Origin of the sequence: Ruegeria hyattellae, from assembly GCF_041537925.1 — a bacterium.
GTDB lineage: Bacteria > Pseudomonadota > Alphaproteobacteria > Rhodobacterales > Rhodobacteraceae > Ruegeria_C.
On record NZ_JBGOSH010000004.1, the window covers coordinates 413,960 to 435,867 of the forward strand.

At 60.8% G+C, this 21,908-nt stretch carries 20 protein-coding genes and 2 tRNA genes; 13 read left to right on the forward strand and 9 right to left on the reverse strand.

The annotated features are described in order from the left end of the window. Window positions 1-36 precede the first annotated feature (36 nt). The 3 genes from queA to AB1E33_RS12850 all read left to right on the forward strand — a co-directional run bounded on the left by queA (window position 37) and on the right by AB1E33_RS12850 (window position 3,350). Complete coding sequence (gene queA, locus AB1E33_RS12840; RefSeq protein ID WP_372577672.1) at window positions 37-1,083, forward strand: tRNA preQ1(34) S-adenosylmethionine ribosyltransferase-isomerase QueA; 1,047 nt, start codon at window positions 37-39, stop codon at window positions 1,081-1,083. 104 nt (window positions 1,084-1,187) lie between these two features. Then, window positions 1,188-2,459: an MFS transporter gene (locus tag AB1E33_RS12845; RefSeq protein WP_372577673.1), complete on the forward strand. Its 1,272-nt coding sequence runs from the start codon at window positions 1,188-1,190 to the stop codon at window positions 2,457-2,459. A gap of 309 nt (window positions 2,460-2,768) precedes the next feature. Continuing rightward, window positions 2,769-3,350: a DUF924 family protein gene (locus AB1E33_RS12850; RefSeq protein WP_372577674.1), complete on the forward strand. Its 582-nt coding sequence runs from the start codon at window positions 2,769-2,771 to the stop codon at window positions 3,348-3,350. Here the strand turns inward: AB1E33_RS12850 and AB1E33_RS12855 are convergent. Further along, window positions 3,347-3,775, reverse strand: coding sequence for a hypothetical protein (locus AB1E33_RS12855; RefSeq protein WP_372577675.1), 429 nt, complete (start codon window positions 3,773-3,775; stop codon window positions 3,347-3,349). The genes AB1E33_RS12850 and AB1E33_RS12855 overlap by 4 nt on opposite strands. 204 nt (window positions 3,776-3,979) lie before the next feature. On the opposite strand from AB1E33_RS12855, the gene lpdA reads away from it, so the two are divergent. Then, window positions 3,980-5,374 carry a dihydrolipoyl dehydrogenase gene (gene lpdA, locus AB1E33_RS12860; RefSeq protein WP_372577676.1) on the forward strand — a complete coding sequence of 465 codons (1,395 nt, stop codon included), beginning with the start codon at window positions 3,980-3,982 and terminating at the stop codon, window positions 5,372-5,374. A 56-nt stretch (window positions 5,375-5,430) separates the two neighbouring features. Here lpdA and AB1E33_RS12865 read toward each other — a convergent pair whose 3' ends face one another. Genes AB1E33_RS12865 through AB1E33_RS12875 form a run of 3 tightly spaced genes read right to left on the reverse strand, consistent with a single transcriptional unit; the run spans window position 5,431 to window position 6,549 of the window. Continuing rightward, window positions 5,431-5,802, reverse strand: a complete 372-nt coding sequence (locus AB1E33_RS12865) for a DUF1761 family protein (protein ID WP_372577677.1) — start codon at window positions 5,800-5,802, stop codon at window positions 5,431-5,433. Continuing rightward, the gene (locus tag AB1E33_RS12870) at window positions 5,799-6,221 is read right to left on the reverse strand and encodes an SRPBCC family protein (protein ID WP_372577678.1); all 423 of its coding nucleotides are present in this window, start codon (window positions 6,219-6,221) and stop codon (window positions 5,799-5,801) included. Before AB1E33_RS12870 ends, AB1E33_RS12865 begins: the two co-directional genes overlap by 4 nt. After that, complete coding sequence (locus AB1E33_RS12875; protein ID WP_372577679.1) at window positions 6,214-6,549, reverse strand: ArsR/SmtB family transcription factor; 336 nt, start codon at window positions 6,547-6,549, stop codon at window positions 6,214-6,216. The genes AB1E33_RS12870 and AB1E33_RS12875 overlap by 8 nt, the downstream gene beginning before the upstream one ends. 142 nt (window positions 6,550-6,691) lie before the next feature. Here AB1E33_RS12875 and AB1E33_RS12880 point away from each other — a divergent pair, with 142 nt between their 5' ends. From AB1E33_RS12880 to AB1E33_RS12895, 4 genes are all read left to right on the forward strand, one after another. Then, window positions 6,692-7,228 (forward strand): class I SAM-dependent methyltransferase, encoded by a 537-nt coding sequence (locus tag AB1E33_RS12880; protein WP_372577680.1) that lies wholly within the window; start codon window positions 6,692-6,694, stop codon window positions 7,226-7,228. 1 nt (window position 7,229) lies between these two features. Beyond that, window positions 7,230-8,393: an MFS transporter gene (locus tag AB1E33_RS12885; protein ID WP_372577681.1), complete on the forward strand. Its 1,164-nt coding sequence runs from the start codon at window positions 7,230-7,232 to the stop codon at window positions 8,391-8,393. A gap of 79 nt (window positions 8,394-8,472) precedes the next feature. Next, a complete protein-coding gene (gene uvrA, locus AB1E33_RS12890; protein WP_372577682.1) occupies window positions 8,473-11,331 on the forward strand; it encodes an excinuclease ABC subunit UvrA in 2,859 nt (952 codons plus the stop codon). A gap of 112 nt (window positions 11,332-11,443) precedes the next feature. Then, window positions 11,444-12,553, forward strand: a complete 1,110-nt coding sequence (locus AB1E33_RS12895; protein ID WP_372577683.1) for a sugar-transfer associated ATP-grasp domain-containing protein — start codon at window positions 11,444-11,446, stop codon at window positions 12,551-12,553. Window positions 12,554-12,574: 21 nt separating this feature from the next. Here the strand turns inward: AB1E33_RS12895 and mmsB are convergent, their stop codons facing one another. From mmsB to AB1E33_RS12915, 4 genes are all read right to left on the reverse strand, one after another. Further along, window positions 12,575-13,447: a 3-hydroxyisobutyrate dehydrogenase gene (mmsB, locus tag AB1E33_RS12900; RefSeq protein ID WP_372577684.1), complete on the reverse strand. Its 873-nt coding sequence runs from the start codon at window positions 13,445-13,447 to the stop codon at window positions 12,575-12,577. After that, a complete protein-coding gene (locus tag AB1E33_RS12905) occupies window positions 13,444-14,490 on the reverse strand; it encodes an enoyl-CoA hydratase/isomerase family protein (RefSeq protein ID WP_372577685.1) in 1,047 nt (348 codons plus the stop codon). Before AB1E33_RS12905 ends, mmsB begins: the two co-directional genes overlap by 4 nt. 6 nt (window positions 14,491-14,496) lie before the next feature. Next, window positions 14,497-15,639 carry an acyl-CoA dehydrogenase family protein gene (locus tag AB1E33_RS12910; protein WP_372577686.1) on the reverse strand — a complete coding sequence of 381 codons (1,143 nt, stop codon included), beginning with the start codon at window positions 15,637-15,639 and terminating at the stop codon, window positions 14,497-14,499. A 171-nt stretch (window positions 15,640-15,810) separates the two neighbouring features. Beyond that, a complete protein-coding gene (locus AB1E33_RS12915; RefSeq protein WP_372577687.1) occupies window positions 15,811-16,926 on the reverse strand; it encodes a carboxylate-amine ligase in 1,116 nt (371 codons plus the stop codon). Between the two features lie 214 nt (window positions 16,927-17,140). Between AB1E33_RS12915 and AB1E33_RS12920 the strand changes: the two genes are divergently transcribed. From AB1E33_RS12920 to AB1E33_RS12940, 5 genes are all read left to right on the forward strand, one after another. Further along, window positions 17,141-18,079, forward strand: coding sequence for a pirin family protein (locus tag AB1E33_RS12920; protein ID WP_372577688.1), 939 nt, complete (start codon window positions 17,141-17,143; stop codon window positions 18,077-18,079). A 130-nt stretch (window positions 18,080-18,209) separates the two neighbouring features. Continuing rightward, window positions 18,210-18,286: transfer RNA gene (locus AB1E33_RS12925), tRNA-Asp, on the forward strand. Between the two features lie 47 nt (window positions 18,287-18,333). Continuing rightward, a tRNA-Asp gene (locus tag AB1E33_RS12930) sits at window positions 18,334-18,410 on the forward strand. A 100-nt stretch (window positions 18,411-18,510) separates the two neighbouring features. Next, entirely contained in the window at window positions 18,511-19,497 is a 987-nt protein-coding gene (locus AB1E33_RS12935; RefSeq protein WP_372577689.1) for a DUF922 domain-containing protein, read from the forward strand. Window positions 19,498-19,607: 110 nt separating this feature from the next. After that, window positions 19,608-20,294: an enoyl-CoA hydratase/isomerase family protein gene (locus AB1E33_RS12940; RefSeq protein ID WP_372577690.1), complete on the forward strand. Its 687-nt coding sequence runs from the start codon at window positions 19,608-19,610 to the stop codon at window positions 20,292-20,294. Between the two features lie 108 nt (window positions 20,295-20,402). On the opposite strand, the gene AB1E33_RS12945 is transcribed toward AB1E33_RS12940, so the two are convergent. After that, window positions 20,403-21,779: a M20/M25/M40 family metallo-hydrolase gene (locus AB1E33_RS12945; RefSeq protein ID WP_372577691.1), complete on the reverse strand. Its 1,377-nt coding sequence runs from the start codon at window positions 21,777-21,779 to the stop codon at window positions 20,403-20,405. Between the last annotated feature and the right edge of the window lie 129 nt (window positions 21,780-21,908).

The window sequence follows — 21,908 nt, forward strand, 5'->3', positions numbered from 1 at the left end:
TTTCCATTCGCGCGGCACCGCCTTATAGGGCGGCTCATGAAACTCAGCGATTTCGATTTCCATCTGCCCGAAGACCTGATCGCGACCCGGCCCGCCAACCCGCGTTCTTCAGCGCGGATGTTGGTGGCCGAGGGGGGCCGGATCAGCGACGCTCATGTCCATGACCTTCCCGGCTGGCTGCGGCCCGGCGACCGGCTGGTGCTGAACGACACGCGGGTGATCCCGGCGCGGCTGAGCGGGCAGCGCCATCGCGACAGTGCGCAGGGGCCGGTTTCGGCCCGGATCGAAGCGACCTTGCTGGAGCCACGCGCCGATGGCGGCTGGTCGGCACTGGTCAAGCCGCTGAAAAAGGTGAAACCGGGCGAAGTGATCCATTTCTCGGACGCGCTGAGCGCCACGCTTGCCGCGGTCGAGGACGGTCAGGCGGTGCTGCGCTTCAATCTGACGGGCGAGGATTTCGACGCAGAGCTTGCTGAGGCGGGCGCGATGCCCCTGCCGCCTTATATCGCCAGCAAACGCCCGGCCGATGCGCGCGACAAGACCGACTATCAGACCGTCTGGGCGCGCCATTCCGGCGCGGTCGCGGCCCCCACCGCCTCGCTGCATTTCGACGATGCGCTGTTGGCTGCCCTTGCCGGGCGCGGCGTCGATTTCACCCATGTGACCTTGCATGTCGGCGCGGGCACCTTCCTGCCGGTGAAGGTCGAGGACGTGACCACCCACAAGATGCATGCCGAATGGGGCAGGGTCAGCCCGCAGGCTGCGGAAGAGATTGCCGCAACCAAACGCAACGGCGGTCGCGTCATCCCGGTCGGCACCACCGCACTGCGCCTGATCGAAAGCGCTGCGCGCGGCGGTGACATCGCACCCTGGGAGGGCGAGACCGACATCTTCATCTATCCCGGCTTCGAATTTCGGGTGAGTGATGCGCTGATGACCAATTTCCACCTGCCCAAATCGACCTTGCTGATGCTGGTCTCGGCCTTGGTCGGGCAGGACCGCGCCCGCGCGATCTATGATCATGCGATAACTGAACGCTACCGGTTCTTCTCATACGGGGATTCCTCGCTGCTGATCCCCTGAATATGGGCCGGAACCGACGGGTGAATTGTCGTAGACAAACGCGTCCGCACCGCGCAGAGATGTCAGCGTGATCGTGATACTGGCCGTTTAATTGGAGGCTGCGGATGCTTCAGGTTCTTTCCAGCGCTTGGGCGCTTTTGCTGGGCATGGGCCTGTTGATGGTGGGCAACGGGCTTCAGGGCACGCTGTTGGGTGTGCGGGGCGAGCTGGAGGGGTTCTCGACACTCGAGATGTCTTTTGTGATGTCCGCCTACTTCCTGGGCTTCCTCGGAGGGTCGCGCCTGGCGCCCGAGATGATCCGCCGGGTCGGGCATGTGCGGGTCTTTGCTGCACTGGCCTCGTTCATATCGGCGGTGATGATCATGTATCCGCTGATGACCAACCCGGTAGCCTGGGTGTTGGGCCGCGTGGTGATCGGATTCTGTTTTTCGGGCGTGTATGTGACCGCCGAAAGCTGGCTGAACAACGCCGCCGATAATGAAAACCGGGGCAAGGCGCTGTCGCTCTACATGATCGTGCAAATGACGGGGATCGTCACCGCGCAGGCGCTGCTGCTGGTGGGCGGGCCGGAAGGCTATCAATCCTTCGTCATTGCCTCGATCCTTGTCTCGATCTCGTTCGCGCCGATCCTTCTGTCGATTTCGCCGACACCGGCTTTCGACACCGCCAAGCCGATGAGCCTGCGGCAGATCCGGCAGATCTCGCCGCTGGGCTGCGTGGGCATGTTTCTGCTGGGTGGCGTGTTTTCGGCGCAGTTCGGCATGGCTGCCGTCTATGGCTCTGCCGCCGGGCTGTCGCTGGCGCAGATTTCGATCTTTGTGGCGACCTTTTATATCGCGGCGCTGCTGATCCAGTACCCGCTGGGCTGGTTGTCGGACCGGATGGACCGGCGGCGTCTGATATTTCTGGTTGCCGGTGGCGGTGCCGGAGGTTCGATTCTTGCCATGCTCTTGGGCGACCATTTTGTCATTTTGCTGGTCGCGGCCTTTGTGATCGGCGGCATGTCGAACCCGCTCTATTCGCTGCTGCTGGCACATACCAATGACTTTCTGGATCACGACGATATGGCGGCGGCCTCGGGCGGGTTGGTGTTCATCAACGGCTTGGGTGCGATCGCCGGCCCGTTGATCACCGGTTGGTTGATGAGCGATCAAGTCTTCGGCCCGCCGGGTTTCTTCCTGTTCATCGCGGTGCTGCTGTTCGCACTGGCGCTTTACGCAGCCTTCCGGATGACCCAGCGTGCTGCCATACCGGTTGAGGAAACCGGGACCATGTCGCCGATGGGTCCGATTGCGACTCAGGTGGCGATGGAGGTCGCGCAGGAGGTCGCAATCGAGGCCGAACTGGAGGAGCAAGATGCCGATCAACCGGCTTGATTGCTTCGCATCTTCGGTACAAGCAGCGACAATGCGCGGTCCGGATCACGCATTGTTTCATTTTTCCGGGCGTTTATGCCGGAATGTCACACTGCAAAATGGAAACAATCCCGCGCGCCGAACGGGCTGTTACCGCAAACCTTTCATAAAAATGTTAATAACTTCACATTCGAGGTGAAAATTTGTGCATTTCCACGGAAACAATCGCAACAGTCAGGCCTTGTTGCAATTCGTGACTGTATCGGGGCTGCAAAAAAAGTGTTACTCTGCATATGCCTTTGGGGGGCTAACGAAAGGTGGAGTGAGGACATGGTAGGTCCTGAAGAAGTACTGAGTTTTTGGTTAGATGAAATCGGTGAAGACGGGTGGTACCGACAAGACGAGGCGCTGGATCAGCAGATCCGCGAAAAGTTCTTGTCCGCCTGGGAGGTCGCATGTGAAGGGCGCTTTGCTCTTTGGCTGACATATCCCAGCGGCGCGCTTGCATACATTATCCTGATGGATCAGTTCCCGCGGAACATGTTCCGGGGCGAGGGACGGGCATTTGCCTCGGACCGTGCCGCCTTGGCAGCAGCAAAATGCGCGGTGGACAAGGGTTGGGATATGCGGATCGACGAACCCGCACGGCAGTTTTTCTACCTGCCGATGATGCATTCGGAAAGCCTCTGTGATCAGGAGCGCTGCGTGCGTCTTCTGTGTCAGAGGATGCCCGAAACGGGCGCGGCAAACATGTTGCACGCGCAGGCGCATCGCCAGATCATCCGTCAGTTTGGCCGGTTTCCTTACCGCAACGAAGCGCTGAGCCGCGAGACGACGCCGCAGGAAATGGCGTTTGTGTCCAATGGCGGTTACGGTGCAACCGTTCGCGAATTGCAGTCCGCCGCCGTCTAAGACGGCGTCGGGACGCAACCGCGCAAGGCGGTCAGCCGCACGGCGACGGCATCTGCTGTCGCTGTAATGGTCTGGTCCAGCAACTGGCTGGGTTTGTCGGATAGATCGTCGATCCGCGTGCGCACCTCGTTGAGCTGCGTGTTCAACGCGGCCAGTTCTGACCGGATCTCGGTCAGCTGCCGCACGTTCTCTACAGATGTATCCTTGTCGAGCGCGTCCAGATCGCCACGCAATCCTTCAAGCTGCGCCACGATCTCCTGCATCTCGGTACGCAGGGGTGTCACCACCTGCACCGCATCCGCGAATGTGTCGGCAACCTGGTTCGCGCGGTCAAAGACCATCCACGCCAGGAACAGGCACAGCGCCAGCAGGATCAGCGTTGCGTTGAGCAGCGCCAGCACAAGATCTTTCAATGTTTTTGCCATCTTTCAGGGGCCTCCGACAGGGTCGCGATGCAACCGGTGTGGCTGCGTTCTAGCCAGCATCAGAGGATGCGTATAGGGTGATGTCCAGCGGATATCCGCGACATTACCCCGCGATGCATTTTCTTTCCCCAAGGGTTGTTGATGCGCCGCGAAAACTAGTTTAATGCTAAACTAAATTTCACGGACCGGCGCCGAGAGGGAAACATGGCTGCACAATCCTATGATCTGATCGTAATCGGCTCAGGCCCGGGCGGCTATGTGGCCGCCATTCGCGCCGCGCAACTGGGGCTCAAGACCTGCGTGGTCGAGCGCGAGCATCTGGGCGGCATCTGCCTGAACTGGGGCTGCATCCCAACCAAGGCGCTGCTGCGCAGCTCCGAAGTGTTCCACCTGATGGAGCGCGCCAAGGAGTTTGGTCTGTCCGCCGGCAAGGTCGGCTATGATCTGGACGCGGTCGTGCAACGGTCTCGCGGCGTGGCCAACCAGCTTAGCGGGGGCATCGGGCACCTGCTGAAAAAGAACAAGGTGACGGTTGTCATGGGCGAGGGGACGATCCCCGCCAAAGGCAAGGTCAGCGTCAAGACCGACAAGGGCAGTGAGGAGCTCACCGCCAAGAACATCATCGTTGCCACCGGCGCGCGGGCGCGCGAATTGCCAGGGCTTGAGGCGGATGGCGATCTGGTCTGGACCTACAAGCACGCGTTGCTGCCGCCGCGCATGCCGAAGAAGTTGCTGGTCATCGGCTCGGGCGCGATCGGCATCGAATTTGCCAGTTTCTATAATACGCTCGGCGCCGATACGACGGTGGTCGAGGTGATGGATCGGGTTCTGCCAGTCGAAGATGCCGAGATCAGCGCCTTTGCCAAGAAAGCCTTTGAGAAACAGGGCATGAAGATCATGGAGAAATCCATGGTCAAACAACTGGACCGGGCCAAGGGCAAGGTCACCGCGCATATCGAGGCTGGCGGCAAGATCGAAAAGCACGATTTCGACACCGTGATTTCCGCCGTGGGCATCGTTGGCAATGTCGAAGGGTTGGGCCTTGAGGCCCTGGGCGTCAAGATCGACCGCACGCACGTTGTCACCGATGAATTCTGCCGCACCGGTGTCGATGGGGTCTATGCCATCGGCGACATCGCGGGCGCGCCATGGCTGGCGCATAAGGCCAGCCATGAGGGTGTCATGGTTGCGGAACTGATCGCGGGTAAACACGCGCACCCCGTAAAGCCGGAAAGCATCGCGGGCTGCACCTATTGCCAGCCGCAAGTGGCCAGCGTCGGCTATTCCGAGGCCAAGGCCAAGGAATTGGGCTATGATGTCAAGGTGGGCCGCTTCCCCTTCATCGGCAATGGCAAGGCCATCGCTCTGGGCGAATCCTCAGGCCTGATCAAGACGGTGTTCGACGCCAAGACCGGCGAGCTTCTGGGCGCGCATATGATCGGTGCTGAGGTGACCGAGTTGATCCAGGGCTATGTGGTGGGCCGACAGTTGGAGACCACCGAAGAGGACTTGATGCAGACCGTCTTCCCGCATCCGACGCTCAGCGAGATGATGCATGAAAGCGTGCTGGACGCTTATGGCAAAGTCATTCATATGTAAGATATGAAAATCATGAAAAAGAAAGCCGGGCAATGGCTTGCCCGGCTTTTTTCATGTCATATCACCGCATGGGCAAGGATCATCAGGATGCCCGAGCCGATTGCATAGCCGGTATCAACCATGATCGCGAAGGGTGATTTCTGCGCCCAGGCCCCGACCGAGGCAGCCTGCGCTGCCACCGTCAGAATGGCCAGCACCGCAAGTCCCAGACTGTCGGTTGTTGCGGTGATCGCGATGATCAAAGCCAGCAGCGCCAGCGAAAGGACCTGCATGGCCATCGAACCCAGCGGTGGTGTCTCGGGCGGGTCCGGGCTGATCCGTGTGCCTTCGGCCCAGCGGCGTTGAAAACCCAGCGGGCCGTAGACCAGAAAGCCGAGCAGAAAGGCAAGGACGACGCCCGCGCCCATGGCCAGCCAGTTCACCATCATAGGGCTGCCTCCAATGCCTGCAGGATCATGGTCCAGCCGCCCTGATGATTGTCGCGGCTTTCCTCGGAGGGGAAGCGTACATGGTGCAGCCGCACATCGGTGCCGCCATCGCGGGCGCTGAACTCCAGCGTCACGGTGGAATCGTCCTGACTATAGGGCGAGACCCAGGTGAAACGCAGCCGGTTGGGCCGGTCGATTTCCAGATATTCGCCCTCATGCGGCAGATCGCCCGCCTCGGGCGCGCGCATGATGATGCGGAACCGGCCGCCAACCTTGGCGTCGGAACTGGCCTCGGGCACTGACATGCCCGGCCCGGGCAGCATGAATTTCATCAGCATTTCAGGGTCCAGCCAGGCGTCGAACACGCGCTCGGGCGGGTAGGGCATGTGGTGGCTGATATCCAGTGACAGGTCACTCATTGTCGTCCTCCTTCAGGGCAGCTTCGAGGGCTTCCAGCCGCAGCGCCCAGATCGAACGCAAGTCGGCAAACCATTGGTCGATGTCCGAGAGTGGCCCCATCTGAACCTCGATCAGATGCTCGCGCCATTCGGTGCGTCGCGACACCAGCCCGGCCTTTTCCAGCACCTTGATATGCTTGGAGACCGAGTTGAGGCTCATGTCGAAGCGCCGCGCGATATCGGTCACCCGCAGAGGGCCCTGCTGGGCTAGCTGCGTCAGGATCGCGCGGCGCGTCGGGTCCGATGCGGCCTTGAGAATCGTGGTCAGGGGATCTTCTCGTTCAACCATATGGATGAATTAGCATGTGCGCTGCCATCAATCAACCTTATAGGTGAATGAAGAGTGCCTTCGGGCTGGACCTTGTCCGGGGCGCCTGCTTAAGTCGCGGCGAAACCGACGGAATGCCATGTCCAGCCTGAACAGAATCGTGATGAACCGATCCAGCCGGCGGCTGATCCGGAACTTGCAGCCTGAGGGGCTGGATGTGGCTGAGATCTCCGGCAAATGGGGCCGGCAGTTTCCGTTTCGGACCTATGACAGCTTTCGCTATCCGGCGCATGATATCTGCGCGGGCCCGGTTCTGGACGATGCCGGGCAGCCGCGCCGATTCGATCTGGTGCTGGCCAATCAGGTCTGGGAGCATCTTGATCGCCCTTATGAGGCGACGCTCAACGTGCTCGAGATGCTCAGGCCGGGCGGATATTTCTGGCTGGCGGTGCCCTTCTTCATTCCATTTCACGCCGCCCCCCGGGACAATTCGCGCTGGTCGGCGCGCGGGTTGCGGAATTTGCTGATCGAATGCGGTTTTGCAAAGCAAGAGATCGAGTCGCTTCAATGGGGCAATCGCCAAGCGGCGTTGCGCAATCTGGAACCTGACTGGCCGCCGCAGTATGACGCCGACCGGGACAATCTGGACAATGACCCGGATTTCCCGATCTGCGCCTGGGCGCTGGCAAGAAAGACGTAGAATGACGAGTGAGAGAACCCGCTGGGGCCTGATCCTGCTGATCTGGGTCGCGGGGCTGGGGGCCGCCGCGCAATATGGCAAGATCAGCGTGGTTTTCTACCGGATGGAGGCGCTTTACCCCGGCGTCGGCCATTGGCTGGGCTTCACCGTGTCGATGGTCGCGGTTCTGGGCATCGTCTTTGGCATTGTGACCGGGGCAGTGGTGGCTGCCATCGGGTTCCGTCGCGCGCTTGTCGGAGCGCTGTGGATCGGGGCGGCGATGTCCGGTCTGCAGGCGCTGGACCTGTCTTTCGGGCTGTTTCTGTTGACCCGCGCAATCGAAGGCCTGTCGCATCTGGGGCTGGTGGTGGCCGCCCCCACGCTGATCGCGCAGATCAGCAGCGAACGGCACCGAGGGGCGGCCATGACGCTTTGGGGGACGTTCTTTGGCGTATCCTTCACGGTGCTGGCATGGCTCGGGCTGCCGCTGGTTGACCGCTTCGGGGTGTTGAGCCTGTTTGCCGCTCATAGCCTGATCATGGCCGCGCTGGCGGTGATCCTGCATCTGGCGTTGCGCAGCGTGCCCGCCTTGCCGCGCCAGCCCTTGCCTCAGATCTCCGAGCTTCCGAAGTTGCACCTGATCATCTACCGCTCACCCTGGATGAGCGCGCCTGCCGCCGGTTGGCTGTTCTACACCGCGTGTTTCGTGTCGATCCTGACCGTGATCCCGCCTTTCATCGTCCCGGAATGGCGCGGCTTCGTTGTGGGCGCGATGCCTCTGGCCAGTATTGTGTCGTCGATGAGCATCGGCGTGCTGCTGTTGCGATACATACAGGCTGTACAGGTAGTGCAGCTGGGCTTTGGATTGAGCGCATTGAGCATGATCTGGCTCTGGTCGATGCCCGGCGATCCTGCTGCCTGTCTGGTTCTGGCGGCCTCGATGGGGTTGATCCAGGGCGCCAGCTTTGCCGCTATCCCGCAACTTAACAGCACCGTGGTCGACCGGGCCTATGCGCAGGGCGCACTGGCGCAGACCGGCAATCTGGGCAATGGCATCGGCACGCCGCTGATGGTGGCCTTGCTGGCGCTCTCGAGCTATTCGGCCATGGCGGGCGCGGTCACCTTGCTGTTCCTGTCCGGCCTGTTGGTGCATCTATTGTTGGCGCGCCTGCGTGCCGCTGGGTAATGTTCTTGTAACGTTCCTATTTTTTTGTTGGAGACTCGGACGCGGTTCACTATGTGTTAACCGGTGAACCGAGGGCATTATGGCTGAGCTGAAAAACATCGAGGTGCGCGGCGCGCGCGAGCACAATCTCAAAAGCATCGACGTGGATATCCCGCGCGATCAGTTTGTGGTGATCACCGGGCTTTCTGGCTCGGGGAAATCCTCGCTGGCGTTTGACACGATCTACGCCGAAGGGCAGCGGCGCTATGTCGAATCCCTCAGCGCCTATGCACGCCAATTCCTTGATATGATGGAGAAACCGGATGTGGACCATATCAGTGGTCTGTCCCCGGCGATCTCGATCGAGCAAAAAACCACCTCGAAGAACCCACGCTCCACCGTGGGCACCGTGACCGAGATCTACGACTATATGCGGCTGCTGTTTGCCCGCGCCGGCACGCCCTACAGCCCCGCCACCGGACTGCCTATCGAGGCGCAGCAGGTGCAGGATATGGTCGACCGGATCATGACCATGGAGGAGGGCACGCGCGGCTATCTGCTGGCCCCCATCGTGCGCGACCGCAAGGGTGAGTACAAAAAGGAGTTCCTGGAGCTGCGCAAGCAGGGCTTTCAGCGGGTCAAGGTGGATGGCGAGTTCTACGAGTTGGACGAACCGCCCACGCTGGACAAGAAGTTTCGCCACGATATCGACGTGGTTGTGGATCGTCTGGTGGTCCGTGAGGGAATGGAGACAAGGCTGGCCGACAGCCTGCGCACCGCGCTCGATCTGGCTGACGGGATTGCGGTGCTTGAGACGGCCCCGAAAGAAGGCGACCCTGAACGGATCACCTTTTCGGAGAACTTCGCCTGTCCGGTCAGCGGTTTCACCATACCCGAGATCGAGCCGCGGCTCTTTTCCTTCAATGCACCCTTCGGGGCCTGTCCTGATTGCGACGGGTTGGGGGTGGAACTGTTCTTTGACGAACGCCTCGTGGTTCCGGATCAGGGGCTCAAGGTCTATGACGGTGCTCTGGCGCCCTGGCGTAAGGGGAAGTCGCCCTATTTCCTGCAGACCATTGAGGCCATTGCGCGGCATTACGAGTTCGATAAGAACGCGAAATGGAAGGACCTGCCAGCCCATGTGCAGCAGGTCTTTCTCTATGGTTCGGGCGATGAGGAAATCCCGTTCCGCTATGACGAGGGCGGGCGGGTCTACCAGGTCACGCGGGTGTTCGAAGGGGTGATCCCCAATATGGAACGTCGCTACCGCGAGACGGATTCGAACTGGATTCGCGAAGAATTCGAGCGTTACCAGAACAACCGTCCCTGCGGCACTTGCGAGGGCTACCGCCTGCGCCCCGAGGCGCTGGCGGTGCGTATCGCCAACCTGCATGTGGGGCAGGTGGTGCAGATGTCGATCCGTCAGGCGCTGGCTTGGATCGAGGATGTTCCGAACCACCTGAGCCTCCAGAAACAGGAGATCGCGCGCGCCATCGTCAAAGAGATTCGTGAGCGCCTAGGGTTCCTGAATAACGTGGGATTGGAATACCTTACGCTGTCACGTTCAAGTGGAACACTTTCCGGCGGCGAGAGCCAGCGGATCAGATTGGCCTCGCAGATCGGCTCTGGCCTGACCGGGGTGCTCTATGTGCTGGACGAGCCGTCTATTGGGCTGCATCAGCGTGACAATGACCGGCTGCTTGGCACACTCAAGAACCTGCGCGATCAGGGCAATACGGTGATCGTGGTCGAACATGACGAAGAGGCCATTCGCGCGGCGGATTATGTCTTTGACATCGGTCCCGGTGCCGGGGTGCATGGCGGGCAGGTGGTCAGCCACGGCACGCCGGATGTGGTTGCTGGTGATGCAAGCTCGATTACCGGGCAATACCTGTCCGGCACTCGCGAGATCGCGGTGCCCGTCGAGCGGCGCAAGGGCAACAAGAAAAAGGTCAAGGTGGTCAATGCCACCGGCAACAACCTTAAAAGCGTTACTGCCGAATTTCCGCTGGCCAAGTTTGTCTGTGTCAGCGGCGTATCTGGCGGCGGCAAGTCGACCCTGACGATCGAGACTCTGTTCAAGACTGCTTCGATGAGGCTGAACGGCGCGCGTCAGACGCCCGCGCCCTGCGAGACCATCAAGGGGCTGGAGCATCTGGACAAGGTGATCGATATCGATCAACGGCCCATCGGGCGGACTCCACGTTCGAATCCAGCGACTTACACCGGGGCCTTCACCCCCATCCGCGACTGGTTCGCCGGTCTGCCCGAGGCCAAGACGCGCGGCTACAAGCCCGGCCGGTTCAGTTTCAACGTCAAGGGTGGGCGCTGCGAGGCCTGTCAAGGCGACGGCGTCATCAAGATCGAAATGCACTTCCTGCCCGACGTTTATGTGACCTGCGAGACCTGCAAGGGCGCGCGCTATAACCGCGAAACCTTGGAGATCAAGTTCAAGGGCAAGAGCATCGCCGATGTGCTAGATATGACGGTGGAAGATGCGCAGGACTTTTTCAAGGCGGTGCCCTCGATCCGTGACAAGATGGATGCGCTGGCCCGCGTGGGCTTGGGCTATATCAAGGTCGGCCAGCAGGCCACGACCCTGTCGGGGGGCGAGGCGCAGCGGGTGAAGCTGTCGAAGGAGCTCAGCAAACGCTCAACCGGTCGCACGCTCTATATTCTGGATGAACCGACTACGGGCCTGCATTTCGAGGATGTCCGCAAACTGTTGGAAGTGCTGCATGAACTGGTCGACCAGGGCAATACGGTGGTGGTGATCGAGCACAATCTCGACGTCATTAAAACTGCCGACTGGATCATCGATATCGGCCCCGAAGGCGGCGATGGCGGGGGTGAGATCGTGGCCACCGGCACCCCGGAACAAGTGGTCGAAGTGGGGTGCAGTCATACCGGTCATTATCTGAAGCAAATGCTCAACCCGGAACGCGTCGCGGCAGAGTAGGGTTCTGGCCCTGACCATTTCTCCAAGAACCACATATGCGCCCCATTGTTGTCCAATTTCTGCTGCAGGCAGGATTCAAATTCAGAAACAATTAGTGTCTGAGGGTGCCGTTATGTCTGCCTATGCGAAAGATATTCAATTGATCGAGGCCAAGGGTCAGATTGATTTGACGCAGAATCTGGCTGCCGCAGCCAAGAGTTCCGGCAGGAACCCGATCGCCATCGGTTTGGATTATCTCAAGCTGCGGCGGGGGCCGGGAAAGCTCAAATTCCGGGAATATCTGCAATATGGCTTGTATGATCTGGCGAAATGGAACGACGCTGATCGGAAACGGTTTCTGTCCGCCCACATCCATTGGCCATTGGTCAATCAGTGCAACGACATAAAATGGTGGTCCGTCAGCGAGGACAAGTGGATTTCGTCGGCCCTGTTGAGCCAATGCGGTGTGGCAGTGCCTCAGAATGTCGCGATCTTCGATCGCGGCAACCGCCTTTATCCCAAGCTTGCGAAACTGACCAGCGCTGACGATATCAGGGCGTTTTTCTTAACCTGTTCCGAGTTTCCGCTATTTGCAAAAAACATGGATGGAATGTGGAGCGCCGGTGCGTTCCGGATTTCGGGGTGTACCGACACTCATGTCCTGATCGACGGGCAGGACCCTATGACTTACGCGCAGATGTGCGATGAGGTTTTTGGCGAGCAGACCTATCTGCTGCAATCCTGTCTAAAGCCGCATTCTTTCTTTGATGGTATCACTGAAAGCACGGCAACCGTTCGCTGTTTGAATCTCATCGGCAATGACGGGTTGTCGGTTCCCTTCACCTTGCTCAAGTTGCCGATGTCGGGAAATGTCGCAGACAATTTCTGGCGCTCGGGGAATGTGCTTTGCGAACTCAAGCCTGACACCGGTGAAATCTGTTCGATTGTAACCCAAAGCAACGGGGTTTTGCAGCGTCACGAGGGTTTGCCAAATTCCGAACGCATCCTGATGGGGGAATGCCTGCCTGACTGGACAGCGTTGCGAGAGGTGAACGAAACCGTTGCACTGGTTCACGGTGCAAACCGCTTTGGGTCGACGGATATCGCGCTTACGGACAGTGGACCGGTTGTCGTCGAGGTCAACAACGGATGTGCGTTTGAACTTGTCCAGGTCGCGACCGGCAAGGGATTCCTGACCGATGAGATCCGCGCTTTCTTCGAAAGCTGCAACGTCAAATTCTGAAGCGCAGGCGCGTTGCGCAGGTCATTCGCGCCGACGCCGCTCGAACCGGGGCAGCATGGCCGAGAAATCACGTCCCTTGCCGTCTTCGGTCTCGACGAATTGCGCGTAGAGCCGTTCGGCCAGCAGCCCCATCGGCGTGTCCGCATCGGCGCTTTCGGCGGCCTGCTGGCTCAGGCGCAGGTCCTTGAGCATCAGTTCAGCGGCAAATCCGGGCTGGTAGTCATTGTCCGAAGGCGATTGCGGGCCCACACCGGGCGCGGGGCAATAGGCGTTCATCGTCCAGCTATAGCCAGATGACGTGCTTACCACGTCGAACATCTTTTGCCGGTCGAGACCCAGCTTGTCGGCCAGAGCAAAGGCCTCGCAGGTGGCGATCATGGTGACGCCTAGGATCATGTTGTTGCAAATCTTGGCCGCCTGGCCTGCACCCGCCGCGCCGCAATGCACCGCCTTTTGTCCCATGATGTCGAACAGCGGTGCGGCCTTGGCAAAGGCATCGTCCGAACCGCCCGCCATAAAGGTCAGCGTTCCGGCGCTGGCACCGCCGACACCACCCGAGACCGGCGCATCGACAAAGAGCAGCCCGGCCTGTTCGGCCTGTGCGGCGACCGTGCGGGCGCTGTCCACATCGACAGTGGAACAATCGACCAGAGCGGCGCCCGGCTCCATCACCGGCAGGATATCATCTGCGACCGACCGCAGGATCGCGCCATTGGGAAGCATGGTGATCACCACCTCGGCCCCCGCAATCGCATCCCTTGCGGTTTCGAACATGGTGAGTCCGTCGACCTCAACCGCTGCGGTATCGAACCCGTGCAGTTGATGCCCCGCCTTTGCCAGATTGGCCGCCATCGGTGCACCCATATTGCCCAGGCCGATAAATCCGATCCTCATGTCGTCTCCTCCTCGAATGTCAGACCCTCTTGCTGCAAGGGTTGCAGCATGCGGGACACGGCAACCGCCGGAACGGTCATGTCCGGGTATTGCCATTGCGGGTTGCGGTCCTTGTCGATGATCTGGGCGCGGATGCCTTCCAGGAAATCGCCATGTTCCATCGCGCGGGCGGTGAAGCGGTATTCCAGTTCCAACGCCTTGCGGATGCTAACGGAGGGTCCGCGCAGCCGGTGCAGCATCTCGACCGCGCAGGCCATGGCCAGCGGCGAGTGGCGCCGGAGTGTTGCGAGCCTTTTCTGCGAGAATTCCGTGCCGTTCGCCCGCAGCGCGTTCAGGATGTCGCCCAGCGTTTCGCCATCGAAGAGGCGGTCGATCTCGGGCTCCTGACCGCGAAGCTCGCCGATGGGGGCAGGGCGCGCATGGGTTTCGATGTGCTCTGCACTGCCGGAGCTTTCGAGCATTTCAATCAGGTCAGCCCACTGCGCGCGCGGGATGTAGTGGTCGGCAAACCCGGCCAGAATGGCGTCATCCGGCCCCATGCGATGCGCCGTTGTCGCGAGGTATTCGCCCAGCCGCCCCGGTGCCAGTGCCAGCATCAGCGAGCCGCCCACATCCGGGACCAGCCCGATGCCCACCTCGGGCATGGCGATGCGCGAGCTGTCACAGACCACCCGATGCGAGCCGTGGCAGCCGATGCCGACCCCGCCGCCCATGGTGAAGCCTTGCAGGAAGCTGACCACGGGCTTGGGATACTCAAAAATCAGTGCGTTCAGCCGGTATTCATCGCGCCAGAAGCGGCGGCCATAGTGGTAGTCGCCTTTGGTGCCGGTGTCATACAGCTCGGCGATGTCGCCGCCCGCGCAGAAGGCCTTGTCGCCCTCGGCATCGAGGATCACCAGATCGACAGCATCATCCTCGCGCCAGTTGCGCATCGCGGTGTCTATCCCGAGGCACATGTCATAGGTGATCGCATTCAGCGCCTGCGGCCGGGTCAGGGTGATCCGGCCCGCGCGACCGGTGGTGCGGATGTCGATATCGGCCATGATCCCTCAGCGATTGGCGAGCATGTAGCGGGCCACGATCACCCGCATGATCTCGTTGGTGCCTTCCAATATCTGATGCACCCGCAGGTCGCGCACAAGCTTTTCGATCCCGTAATCGGCCAGATAGCCATAGCCGCCATGCAGTTGCAGGCATTGATCGACCACCTTGGAGCCGGTCTCGGTGACGAACTTCTTGGCCATGGCGCAGAACTTGGTGGCATCGGGTGCGCCGGTGTCCAGCTTCCACGCCGCCTGTCGCAGGAAGGTGCGGGCGGCCTGCAACTCGATCTCCATATCCGCCAGGCGGAATTGCAGGCCCTGGAACTGGTCGATGCTTTGGCCAAACGCCTTGCGCTCGGACATGTATTGCAGGGTCATGTTCAGCGCGGTCTGCGCGGCACCCAGTGAGCAGGCCGATATGTTCAGCCGCCCGCCATCCAGCCCCATCATGGCGTATTTGAACCCATCTCCCTCATGGCCGACCAGATTGCCCGCCGGGATCTTGCAATCGTCGAACTGCACCTGCGCGGTGGGCTGGCTCAACCATCCCATTTTCTTTTCCAGCGCGCCAAAGCTGAGGCCGGGCGTGCCATCCTCGACATAGACGGTCGAAATGCCTTTGGGGCCGTCCTGACCGGTGCGCACCATGCAGACATAGGCATCGGAATAGCCACCGCCCGAGATGAACGCCTTGGTGCCGTTCAGCGTATAGCCCTCATTCGTACGTTCGGCGCGGGTTTTCAGCGCGGCGGCATCTGAACCGGAGCCGGGCTCGGTCAGGCAATAGCTGAGCACGGTGTTCAGGCTGAGCACATCGGGCATGATCCGCTCTTTCAGCGCGTCATCACCGAACATGTCCAACATCTTGGCGCACATGTTGTGGATCGACAGGAAGGCCGCGACCGAGGGGCAGGCCATCGACAGCGCCTCAAATACAAGCGTCGCATCCAGCCGCCCGAGCCCGGAGCCGCCACCGTCCTCGGACACATAAAGCCCGCCGAACCCCAAGGCACCGACCTGAGGCCAGAGATCCTTGGGGATGGTGCCGTCAGCCTCCCACTTACGGGCAAAAGGCGCGATCTGCTCCTGCCCGAAGGCATGGGCCATGTCAAAAATAGCGCTCTGTTCCTCGGTCAGGGCGAAATCCATGGGGTCTCCTCCACCGGCATGGTTCGAAAATGAACGGGTGTTAAATTAATACGGGCGTCGCCCCGCTTGTTCAAGCGACAATCCCGCAAATTACCTTTGCAGGAATGCAAAGCCTGCGCCGTTTGCCGTGCCTGATAATGGCATATGCGCTTGGGGCAGGCCGGGGCGCCGCTACAGATCGGCGTGAAATTCTTCGATCAGATGTTTGACCACCGCTTGCCCCGGATCGTCGCCGCGCGCGCTGGCTTCGGCATGGACGCGGCGCTGGCGGGTGGACGAGGTTCCGCTTTCGGCGATGCGGCGCAGGCGGGCCAGGTCGCTCAGGGTTCCCAGCGCTTCGGCGTCCTCGGCCAGCATGCCCATCAACTCATCGACCAGCAGGCTCATCTGTTTGATCGAGCGGTCGCCGAAATCGATCATCCCCTCGCTGACCCCGTAGCGCTGCGCCCGCCAGCGGTTTTCACCGATCAGGAACCGGTCATAGGTGCGCCAGCGCAGATTGCGCGATTTCAGCCGACATAGCATGCGGATCAGCGCCTGATTGAGCGCGGCCAGCGCCAGAGTGTGCTCCAGCCGGGGCTGCACATCCATGATCCGCGTCTCGAGCGTTGGAAAGCGGTGCGAGGGGCGCAGGTCCCACCAGATCTTGGTGGTGTCCTCGATCACGCCCATCTCGATCAGGGTGCCGGTTGCGCGCTCATATTCCGACCAGCTTTCGAACTTGGGTGGCAGACCGGTGCGGGGCAGGTTGTCGAATACGGTCAGCCGGTATGAGGCCAGCCCGGTATCCTCGCCGTTCCAGAAGGGCGAGGATGTGGAAAGCGCCAGCAGATGCGGCAGGAAATAGCTCAGCTGCGGCATCAGGTCTGCACGCAAGGCCTCGTCGGCCACGCCGATATGGACATGCATGCCGCAGATCAGCATCCGCCGCGCCACGCCGCCCAAAGCGTGTTGCAGCGCGTCATAGCGGTCCTTGCGGGTGTGTGGCTGGTCCTTCCAATTGGCAAACGGATGGCAGGAGACGGCGATAGGGGCCAGATTGTGCTGGGCCGCGTGCATCGACACGCAGGCACGCAGGCGTTTCAGGTCGTCGCGGGCGCTGGCGATGGTGACATGGGGGCGGGTGCCGACCTCGATCTGGCATTGCAGGAATTCGGGACTGACCTGACCTTCGAACTCGGCCTGACAGGCGGCCATCAGCGCCTCGGGCGCTGTGGCCAGCGCGCAGCTGTCCTTGTCGACCAGCAGATATTCCTCTTCGATGCCCAGCGTGAAGTCCTGCTGCATCCGCGTCCTCCTTTGGTGCTCCGCGTGCGACGGGTTCGCCGCCTCTGGCTGTTCGTTGGACCTTGACCGAACGGGTTGGACCTTCTGAACTTTTTGCAGCTTAGCCAGATTGTTGCCCTCTGGTCGAGTGGGGCGATGCGGGCGCGGGCTTGCCGCGCGGCGGTTCGCATGCGGTAATGTCCCGATCCCGGAGCGACAGAAACGGAGCCAGGCCATGAGTTGGAACCCCGCCCTCGACACTGCCATCCCGACAGGGGATGCGGTGGACGCCATTGAAACCGTTATCGTCCCGCGCGCCCGCGATCTGGGCGGCTTTGAAGTGCGCCGCGCGCTGCCCGCGCCAAGGCGGCAGATGGTCGGCCCATTCATCTTTTTTGACCAGATGGGTCCGGTCGAGTTCCTGACCGGGCAAGGGGTCGATGTGCGCCCGCACCCGCATATCGGTCTGGCCACGGTCACCTATCTCTACAAGGGCCGCCTGCATCACCGCGATTCGATGGGGATCGATCAGTGGATCACGCCCGGTTCGGTGAACCTGATGATTGCCGGAAACGGCGTCACCCATTCCGAGCGCACCGATGGTGAGGCCCGGCAAAGCCCGATGGAAATGTTCGGCATCCAGACCTGGCTGGCCCTGCCAGACGCGAACGAGGATGACCCGGCCTCGTTCGAACACACGCCTGCCGACACGCTGCCGCTGTTGGAGGGCGAGGGCAAGCAAGTGCGCCTGATCCTCGGGGATGCCTGGGGCGCACGCGCACCGGCCACCACGCCCTTCGAGATGTTCTATGTTGACGCGCTGCTTGAGGCGCATTCAGCCATCCCGCTGCCCGACAATCACGAGGATCGCGGGGTTTATGTGGTCGAAGGCGACGTGAGCGTCGCCGGCCAAGTCTTCGAGGCTGGCCGGATGATTGTCTTTCGCCCCGGCGACCGCCTGAGCCTGAAAGCCGGCCCGCAAGGCGCGCGGCTGTTGATGCTGGGAGGGGCGACGTTCAGCGGGCCGCGGTTTATCTGGTGGAATTTCGTGGCCTCGTCACAGGACCGCATCGACGCCGCCAAAGAGGCGTGGCGCGCAGGCGACTGGGCGCATGGGCGATTCCGCCTGCCACCGGGCGACGATGCCGAGTTCACGCCCCTGCCGGAGCGGTGATTGCGTGGCGGACCGGGACCGGGTTGCGAATTCGTAAGACCGATCCGAAAAAAGTACGAATGCGTGCTTGACGCTGCACCGTGCTGCCCATAATACACGCAAACGCTCGGGCGACCGGGCAAGACAGCGGGCGGTTGTAGCTCAGTTGGTTAGAGTGCCGGCCTGTCACGCCGGAGGTCGCGGGTTCGAGCCCCGTCAACCGCGCCACTGCTGTCATCCCCGGACCCGGGACAAGCGGTCCACGAAAACGATGCGCGGTTGTAGCTCAGTTGGTTAGAGTGCCGGCCTGTCACGCCGGAGGTCGCGGGTTCGAGCCCCGTCAACCGCGCCATTTTCCCTTTCATTCGGTAATCCAGTTCGCAGTTGACCCGTTCGGGAACGTGGTAAGGTGCCCTGCGGGTCTATTTCGGCCCGCGAGGGGGAGACCGAACATGCCAACCAAGATCAAGACCAAGAACCAGAAGCCCAGAAAGAAGATTTTCAACATTTCCGGCAATGATCTGGATGCGCTGACCACGATCCTCGACAAGCGCGACACATGGGGCGCGTACCGACCGAACGTCTCGCTCGTGCCCAAATATGACAAGTCCAAGAAGGTGACCGAGATCACCATCGCGCTCAAACCGGTGACGGAGATTCCGAAGTGGAAGGAACTCTCCAAAAGCACCAAGAATCGTCAGGCGGAATGGAACCGCATGGTGATCGCACTGGAGAAGTATCTGCGCAAGCTCTACGCGCTGTCGCTCGAGGCGCTGGTGAAGGTGGTGAAGGATCTGGAAGGCAAGGACGGCCTCGACAAGGCGGGGTTTATCAAAGAGCAGAAGAAAGCCAAGGAAGCGATTGAAAAGGCGGCCAGCGACTATGACAACAAGCAGCTGGGCGGCTACAAGCAAGGCGTCGAACTGGCGGATATTCCGCCCGATCCGCCCGAGGTCAAGCAGGCGATCTCAAAGCCCAAACTGGTGATCTACTCGGTCGGCGGCAAGACCATCGAACAGGTCTTCAACGCGCTCAACAAACGCAAGTTCTGGGGGCGTTACCGGTCGAACCAGAAGAAATCTGCGACCTATCAACTGGACGGCCATATCAAGACCATCACCGTGACAGCCAAGCCGGTGATCACCATGCCGAAGTGGAAGAATTACTCGAAAGGCAACAAGGGGCAGAAAGGCACATGGGATACCATGTGGAAGAAGCTCAAGGCGCATGAGGACAACCACCACAAGATTTTCCTGAAATGCGTCAAGACCTTCGAGACCGATCTTAAAGCCGACAACGTCACCAAGAAAGAGCTGCCGACCCATTGGCGGGACGAGACCAAAAGCTGGCAGGATGATCAGGATGATTATGACTCGCCCGGCCAGTCGGATCACGGCAAGAATGAAGGCGTCATGCTGGATTTTTCGCATGATCCCTGATGCGCCGTGCGCAGGCATGATTTGCGGCGGGAATGTTCGACCAGCTAGACTTGGGTCTTTCGCCTATCCGGGGACAGATGACCATGGAAATAAAGTGTGATGATCATCTGATGATCTGGACGCTCGATCGCCCAGAGCAGGCAAACGGGATCGACGCCGCCACGATGGCCGACATGGAAGTGGCGCTGACCACGCTGGAAGCGCCTGACGCTCAAATCAGTTGTCTGATGGTCTGCGGTCACGAGAGTGTTTTCTCAACTGGGCTGGACGCGGAGATGCTTGAGCACTGCTTTAAGGACCGCGCCACATTCACTGCCGCCGTGCGGCGCATGGGGCTGGTGCTGGACCGGTTGGCGGCGTTGCGGCAGGTGACGATCGCCTGCGTTGACGGCGAATGCAGGTTGGGAGGTCTGGAATTGGCTTTGGCCTGCGATCTGATAGTTGCCGGGGCAGGGGCGATGATCACCGATGGGCACCTGGCCTATGACGCCATGCCGGGCGGTGGCGCCACCAAACGACTTCCAGCGCGGCTGGGCTATGGTGGGGCTCTGCAATTTCTGCTCGAATCGCCAGTACTGAATGCAGACGAAGCTCTTGCGATCGGGCTGGTGGATGTGGTGGGTGAGCGGCTGGCGGCAGAGCGCGGTGCGCAGATCGCCGGTATCGTGACCGAACGTGACAGCGGCCTGATGCGCGACCTCAAGGCCAGCCTGCGGGCGGCCTCTCCACCCCCCGCAGATCAGTCGTTTCTAGATGCGTTTCAGCGCTCGGTGATCGAACGCCTGATCCCGGAATAATCGCGATCTTGACGTCTCGATTTTACTTTGAACCGCTTGTGCGCGGCCTCTCCCTTCGATCGAGCGCAAAAAATGATGCTGAGTATCACAGTGAAATGTTGAAACGCTTTAGGTCAGCGCATCCAGCACCCGTGCCCAGGACCGGATGCCCTTGTGAAAGCTCTTGAGGTCGTATTTCTCGTTCGGTGAATGGATCGCGTCATCCTCGTTGGCATAGCCGATCAGCATCGCATCCATCCCAAGGATGTCCTTGAAGAACCCCACAACGGGGATCGAGCCGCCCATGCCGGTGAACACCGCCTCGCGATCCCATTCATCGGAAAGCGCCCCGCGCGCGGCCTCGAATTCCGGGCGAGAGATATTCATGACCGAGGCGCGCGAGCCTTCCAGATCATTGTCCCAGACCACCTTGGCGTCGGGCGACAGCTGATCCTCCACATGTTTGCGTATGTTGCGGCGTAGCGCATCCGGATCCATGTCGCCCACCAATCGGCAGGTCAGCTTGCAATGCGCCTCGGAAGGGATGACCGTCTTGGACCCGGCGCCGTTATAGCCGCCCCAGATGCCGTTGATTTCAAGCGTCGGACGCGCCCATTGCTGTTCCAGCGTCGAATAGCCCTTTTCGCCATGCGGCTGGCTGTAGCCCACCGAATTCAGGTAGTCAGCCTCGTCAAATCCGCAATTCTGCCATTGGCGCAGCTGATCGGCGGGCACCTCATGCACGCCCTCATAGAACCCCTCGACGGCGACCCGCCCGGTTTCAGCGTCGTGGAACGAGGCGATGATGCGAGAGATTTCGCGCAGAGGGTTCAGGCCGGGGCCGCCATAATGGCCCGAATGTAGGTCAATGCGGGGGCCGATGATGGTAAACTCGTCCTTCAGCATACCACGCAGCTGCGCCGCGATCGAGGGTACCCCGCGCGACACCATCGAGGTGTCGCAGACCAGCGCCAGATCGGCCGTCAGCTCGTCCTTGTGGGCCTCGAGGAACGGCACCAGCGAGGGCGAGCCGCTTTCCTCTTCCCCTTCAAAAAAGAAGGTGATGCGGCAGGGCAGGTCGCCATGCACGGCCCTCCAGGCCCGGCAGGCCTCGACAAAGGTCATCAACTGGCCCTTGTCATCCGAGGATCCGCGACCGCGAATGATGGTGCCATTCTCGGTCTCGTGCAGGTCTGGATCGAACGGCGCGCGCTGCCACAGCTCAAGCGGGTCGACCGGCTGCACGTCGTAATGGCCGTAAAACAGCAGATGCGGGCCGGTCTCGCCGACATGGCCCACCACCATCGGATGGCCCGGCGTGGCACGTTTTTCGGCCTGAATGCCGTTGCTCTGCAGATCGCGCACCAGCCAGTCCGCCGCCTGATCGCAGTTTGCGGCATAGGCCGGATCTGTTGAGATAGACGGGATGTGCAGCAACTCCATCAGGCGGTCTGTGGCCGCAGGCAGGTCGCTGTCGATTCGTGCCAGCACATCAGCAAGAGACATTCGTGAACTCCGAAAGATTTTGTGATTTTCTGCGTTGGACCGTATCATGGTGGAGAGGGCTGTCCAGCTAGACTTGATTGAAGTCAAAGATGCGACATGACGCCCCTGTCTAATCTATTGATTGAACGG

Excerpts from the sequence above, each read along its gene's own strand:
- queA (WP_372577672.1), top strand. The coding sequence starts at position 37 with ATGAAACTCAGCGATTTCGATTTCCATCTGCCCGAAGACCTGATCGCG.
- AB1E33_RS12845 (WP_372577673.1), top strand. The coding sequence starts at position 1,188 with ATGCTTCAGGTTCTTTCCAGCGCTTGGGCGCTTTTGCTGGGCATGGGC.
- AB1E33_RS12850 (WP_372577674.1), top strand. The coding sequence starts at position 2,769 with ATGGTAGGTCCTGAAGAAGTACTGAGTTTTTGGTTAGATGAAATCGGT.
- AB1E33_RS12855 (WP_372577675.1), bottom strand. The coding sequence starts at position 3,775 with ATGGCAAAAACATTGAAAGATCTTGTGCTGGCGCTGCTCAACGCAACG.
- lpdA (WP_372577676.1), top strand. The coding sequence starts at position 3,980 with ATGGCTGCACAATCCTATGATCTGATCGTAATCGGCTCAGGCCCGGGC.
- AB1E33_RS12865 (WP_372577677.1), bottom strand. The coding sequence starts at position 5,802 with ATGATGGTGAACTGGCTGGCCATGGGCGCGGGCGTCGTCCTTGCCTTT.
- AB1E33_RS12870 (WP_372577678.1), bottom strand. The coding sequence starts at position 6,221 with ATGAGTGACCTGTCACTGGATATCAGCCACCACATGCCCTACCCGCCC.
- AB1E33_RS12875 (WP_372577679.1), bottom strand. The coding sequence starts at position 6,549 with ATGGTTGAACGAGAAGATCCCCTGACCACGATTCTCAAGGCCGCATCG.
- AB1E33_RS12880 (WP_372577680.1), top strand. The coding sequence starts at position 6,692 with ATGAACCGATCCAGCCGGCGGCTGATCCGGAACTTGCAGCCTGAGGGG.
- AB1E33_RS12885 (WP_372577681.1), top strand. The coding sequence starts at position 7,230 with ATGACGAGTGAGAGAACCCGCTGGGGCCTGATCCTGCTGATCTGGGTC.
- uvrA (WP_372577682.1), top strand. The coding sequence starts at position 8,473 with ATGGCTGAGCTGAAAAACATCGAGGTGCGCGGCGCGCGCGAGCACAAT.
- AB1E33_RS12895 (WP_372577683.1), top strand. The coding sequence starts at position 11,444 with ATGTCTGCCTATGCGAAAGATATTCAATTGATCGAGGCCAAGGGTCAG.
- mmsB (WP_372577684.1), bottom strand. The coding sequence starts at position 13,447 with ATGAGGATCGGATTTATCGGCCTGGGCAATATGGGTGCACCGATGGCG.
- AB1E33_RS12905 (WP_372577685.1), bottom strand. The coding sequence starts at position 14,490 with ATGGCCGATATCGACATCCGCACCACCGGTCGCGCGGGCCGGATCACC.
- AB1E33_RS12910 (WP_372577686.1), bottom strand. The coding sequence starts at position 15,639 with ATGGATTTCGCCCTGACCGAGGAACAGAGCGCTATTTTTGACATGGCC.
- AB1E33_RS12915 (WP_372577687.1), bottom strand. The coding sequence starts at position 16,926 with ATGCAGCAGGACTTCACGCTGGGCATCGAAGAGGAATATCTGCTGGTC.
- AB1E33_RS12920 (WP_372577688.1), top strand. The coding sequence starts at position 17,141 with ATGAGTTGGAACCCCGCCCTCGACACTGCCATCCCGACAGGGGATGCG.
- AB1E33_RS12935 (WP_372577689.1), top strand. The coding sequence starts at position 18,511 with ATGCCAACCAAGATCAAGACCAAGAACCAGAAGCCCAGAAAGAAGATT.
- AB1E33_RS12940 (WP_372577690.1), top strand. The coding sequence starts at position 19,608 with ATGATCTGGACGCTCGATCGCCCAGAGCAGGCAAACGGGATCGACGCC.
- AB1E33_RS12945 (WP_372577691.1), bottom strand. The coding sequence starts at position 21,779 with ATGTCTCTTGCTGATGTGCTGGCACGAATCGACAGCGACCTGCCTGCG.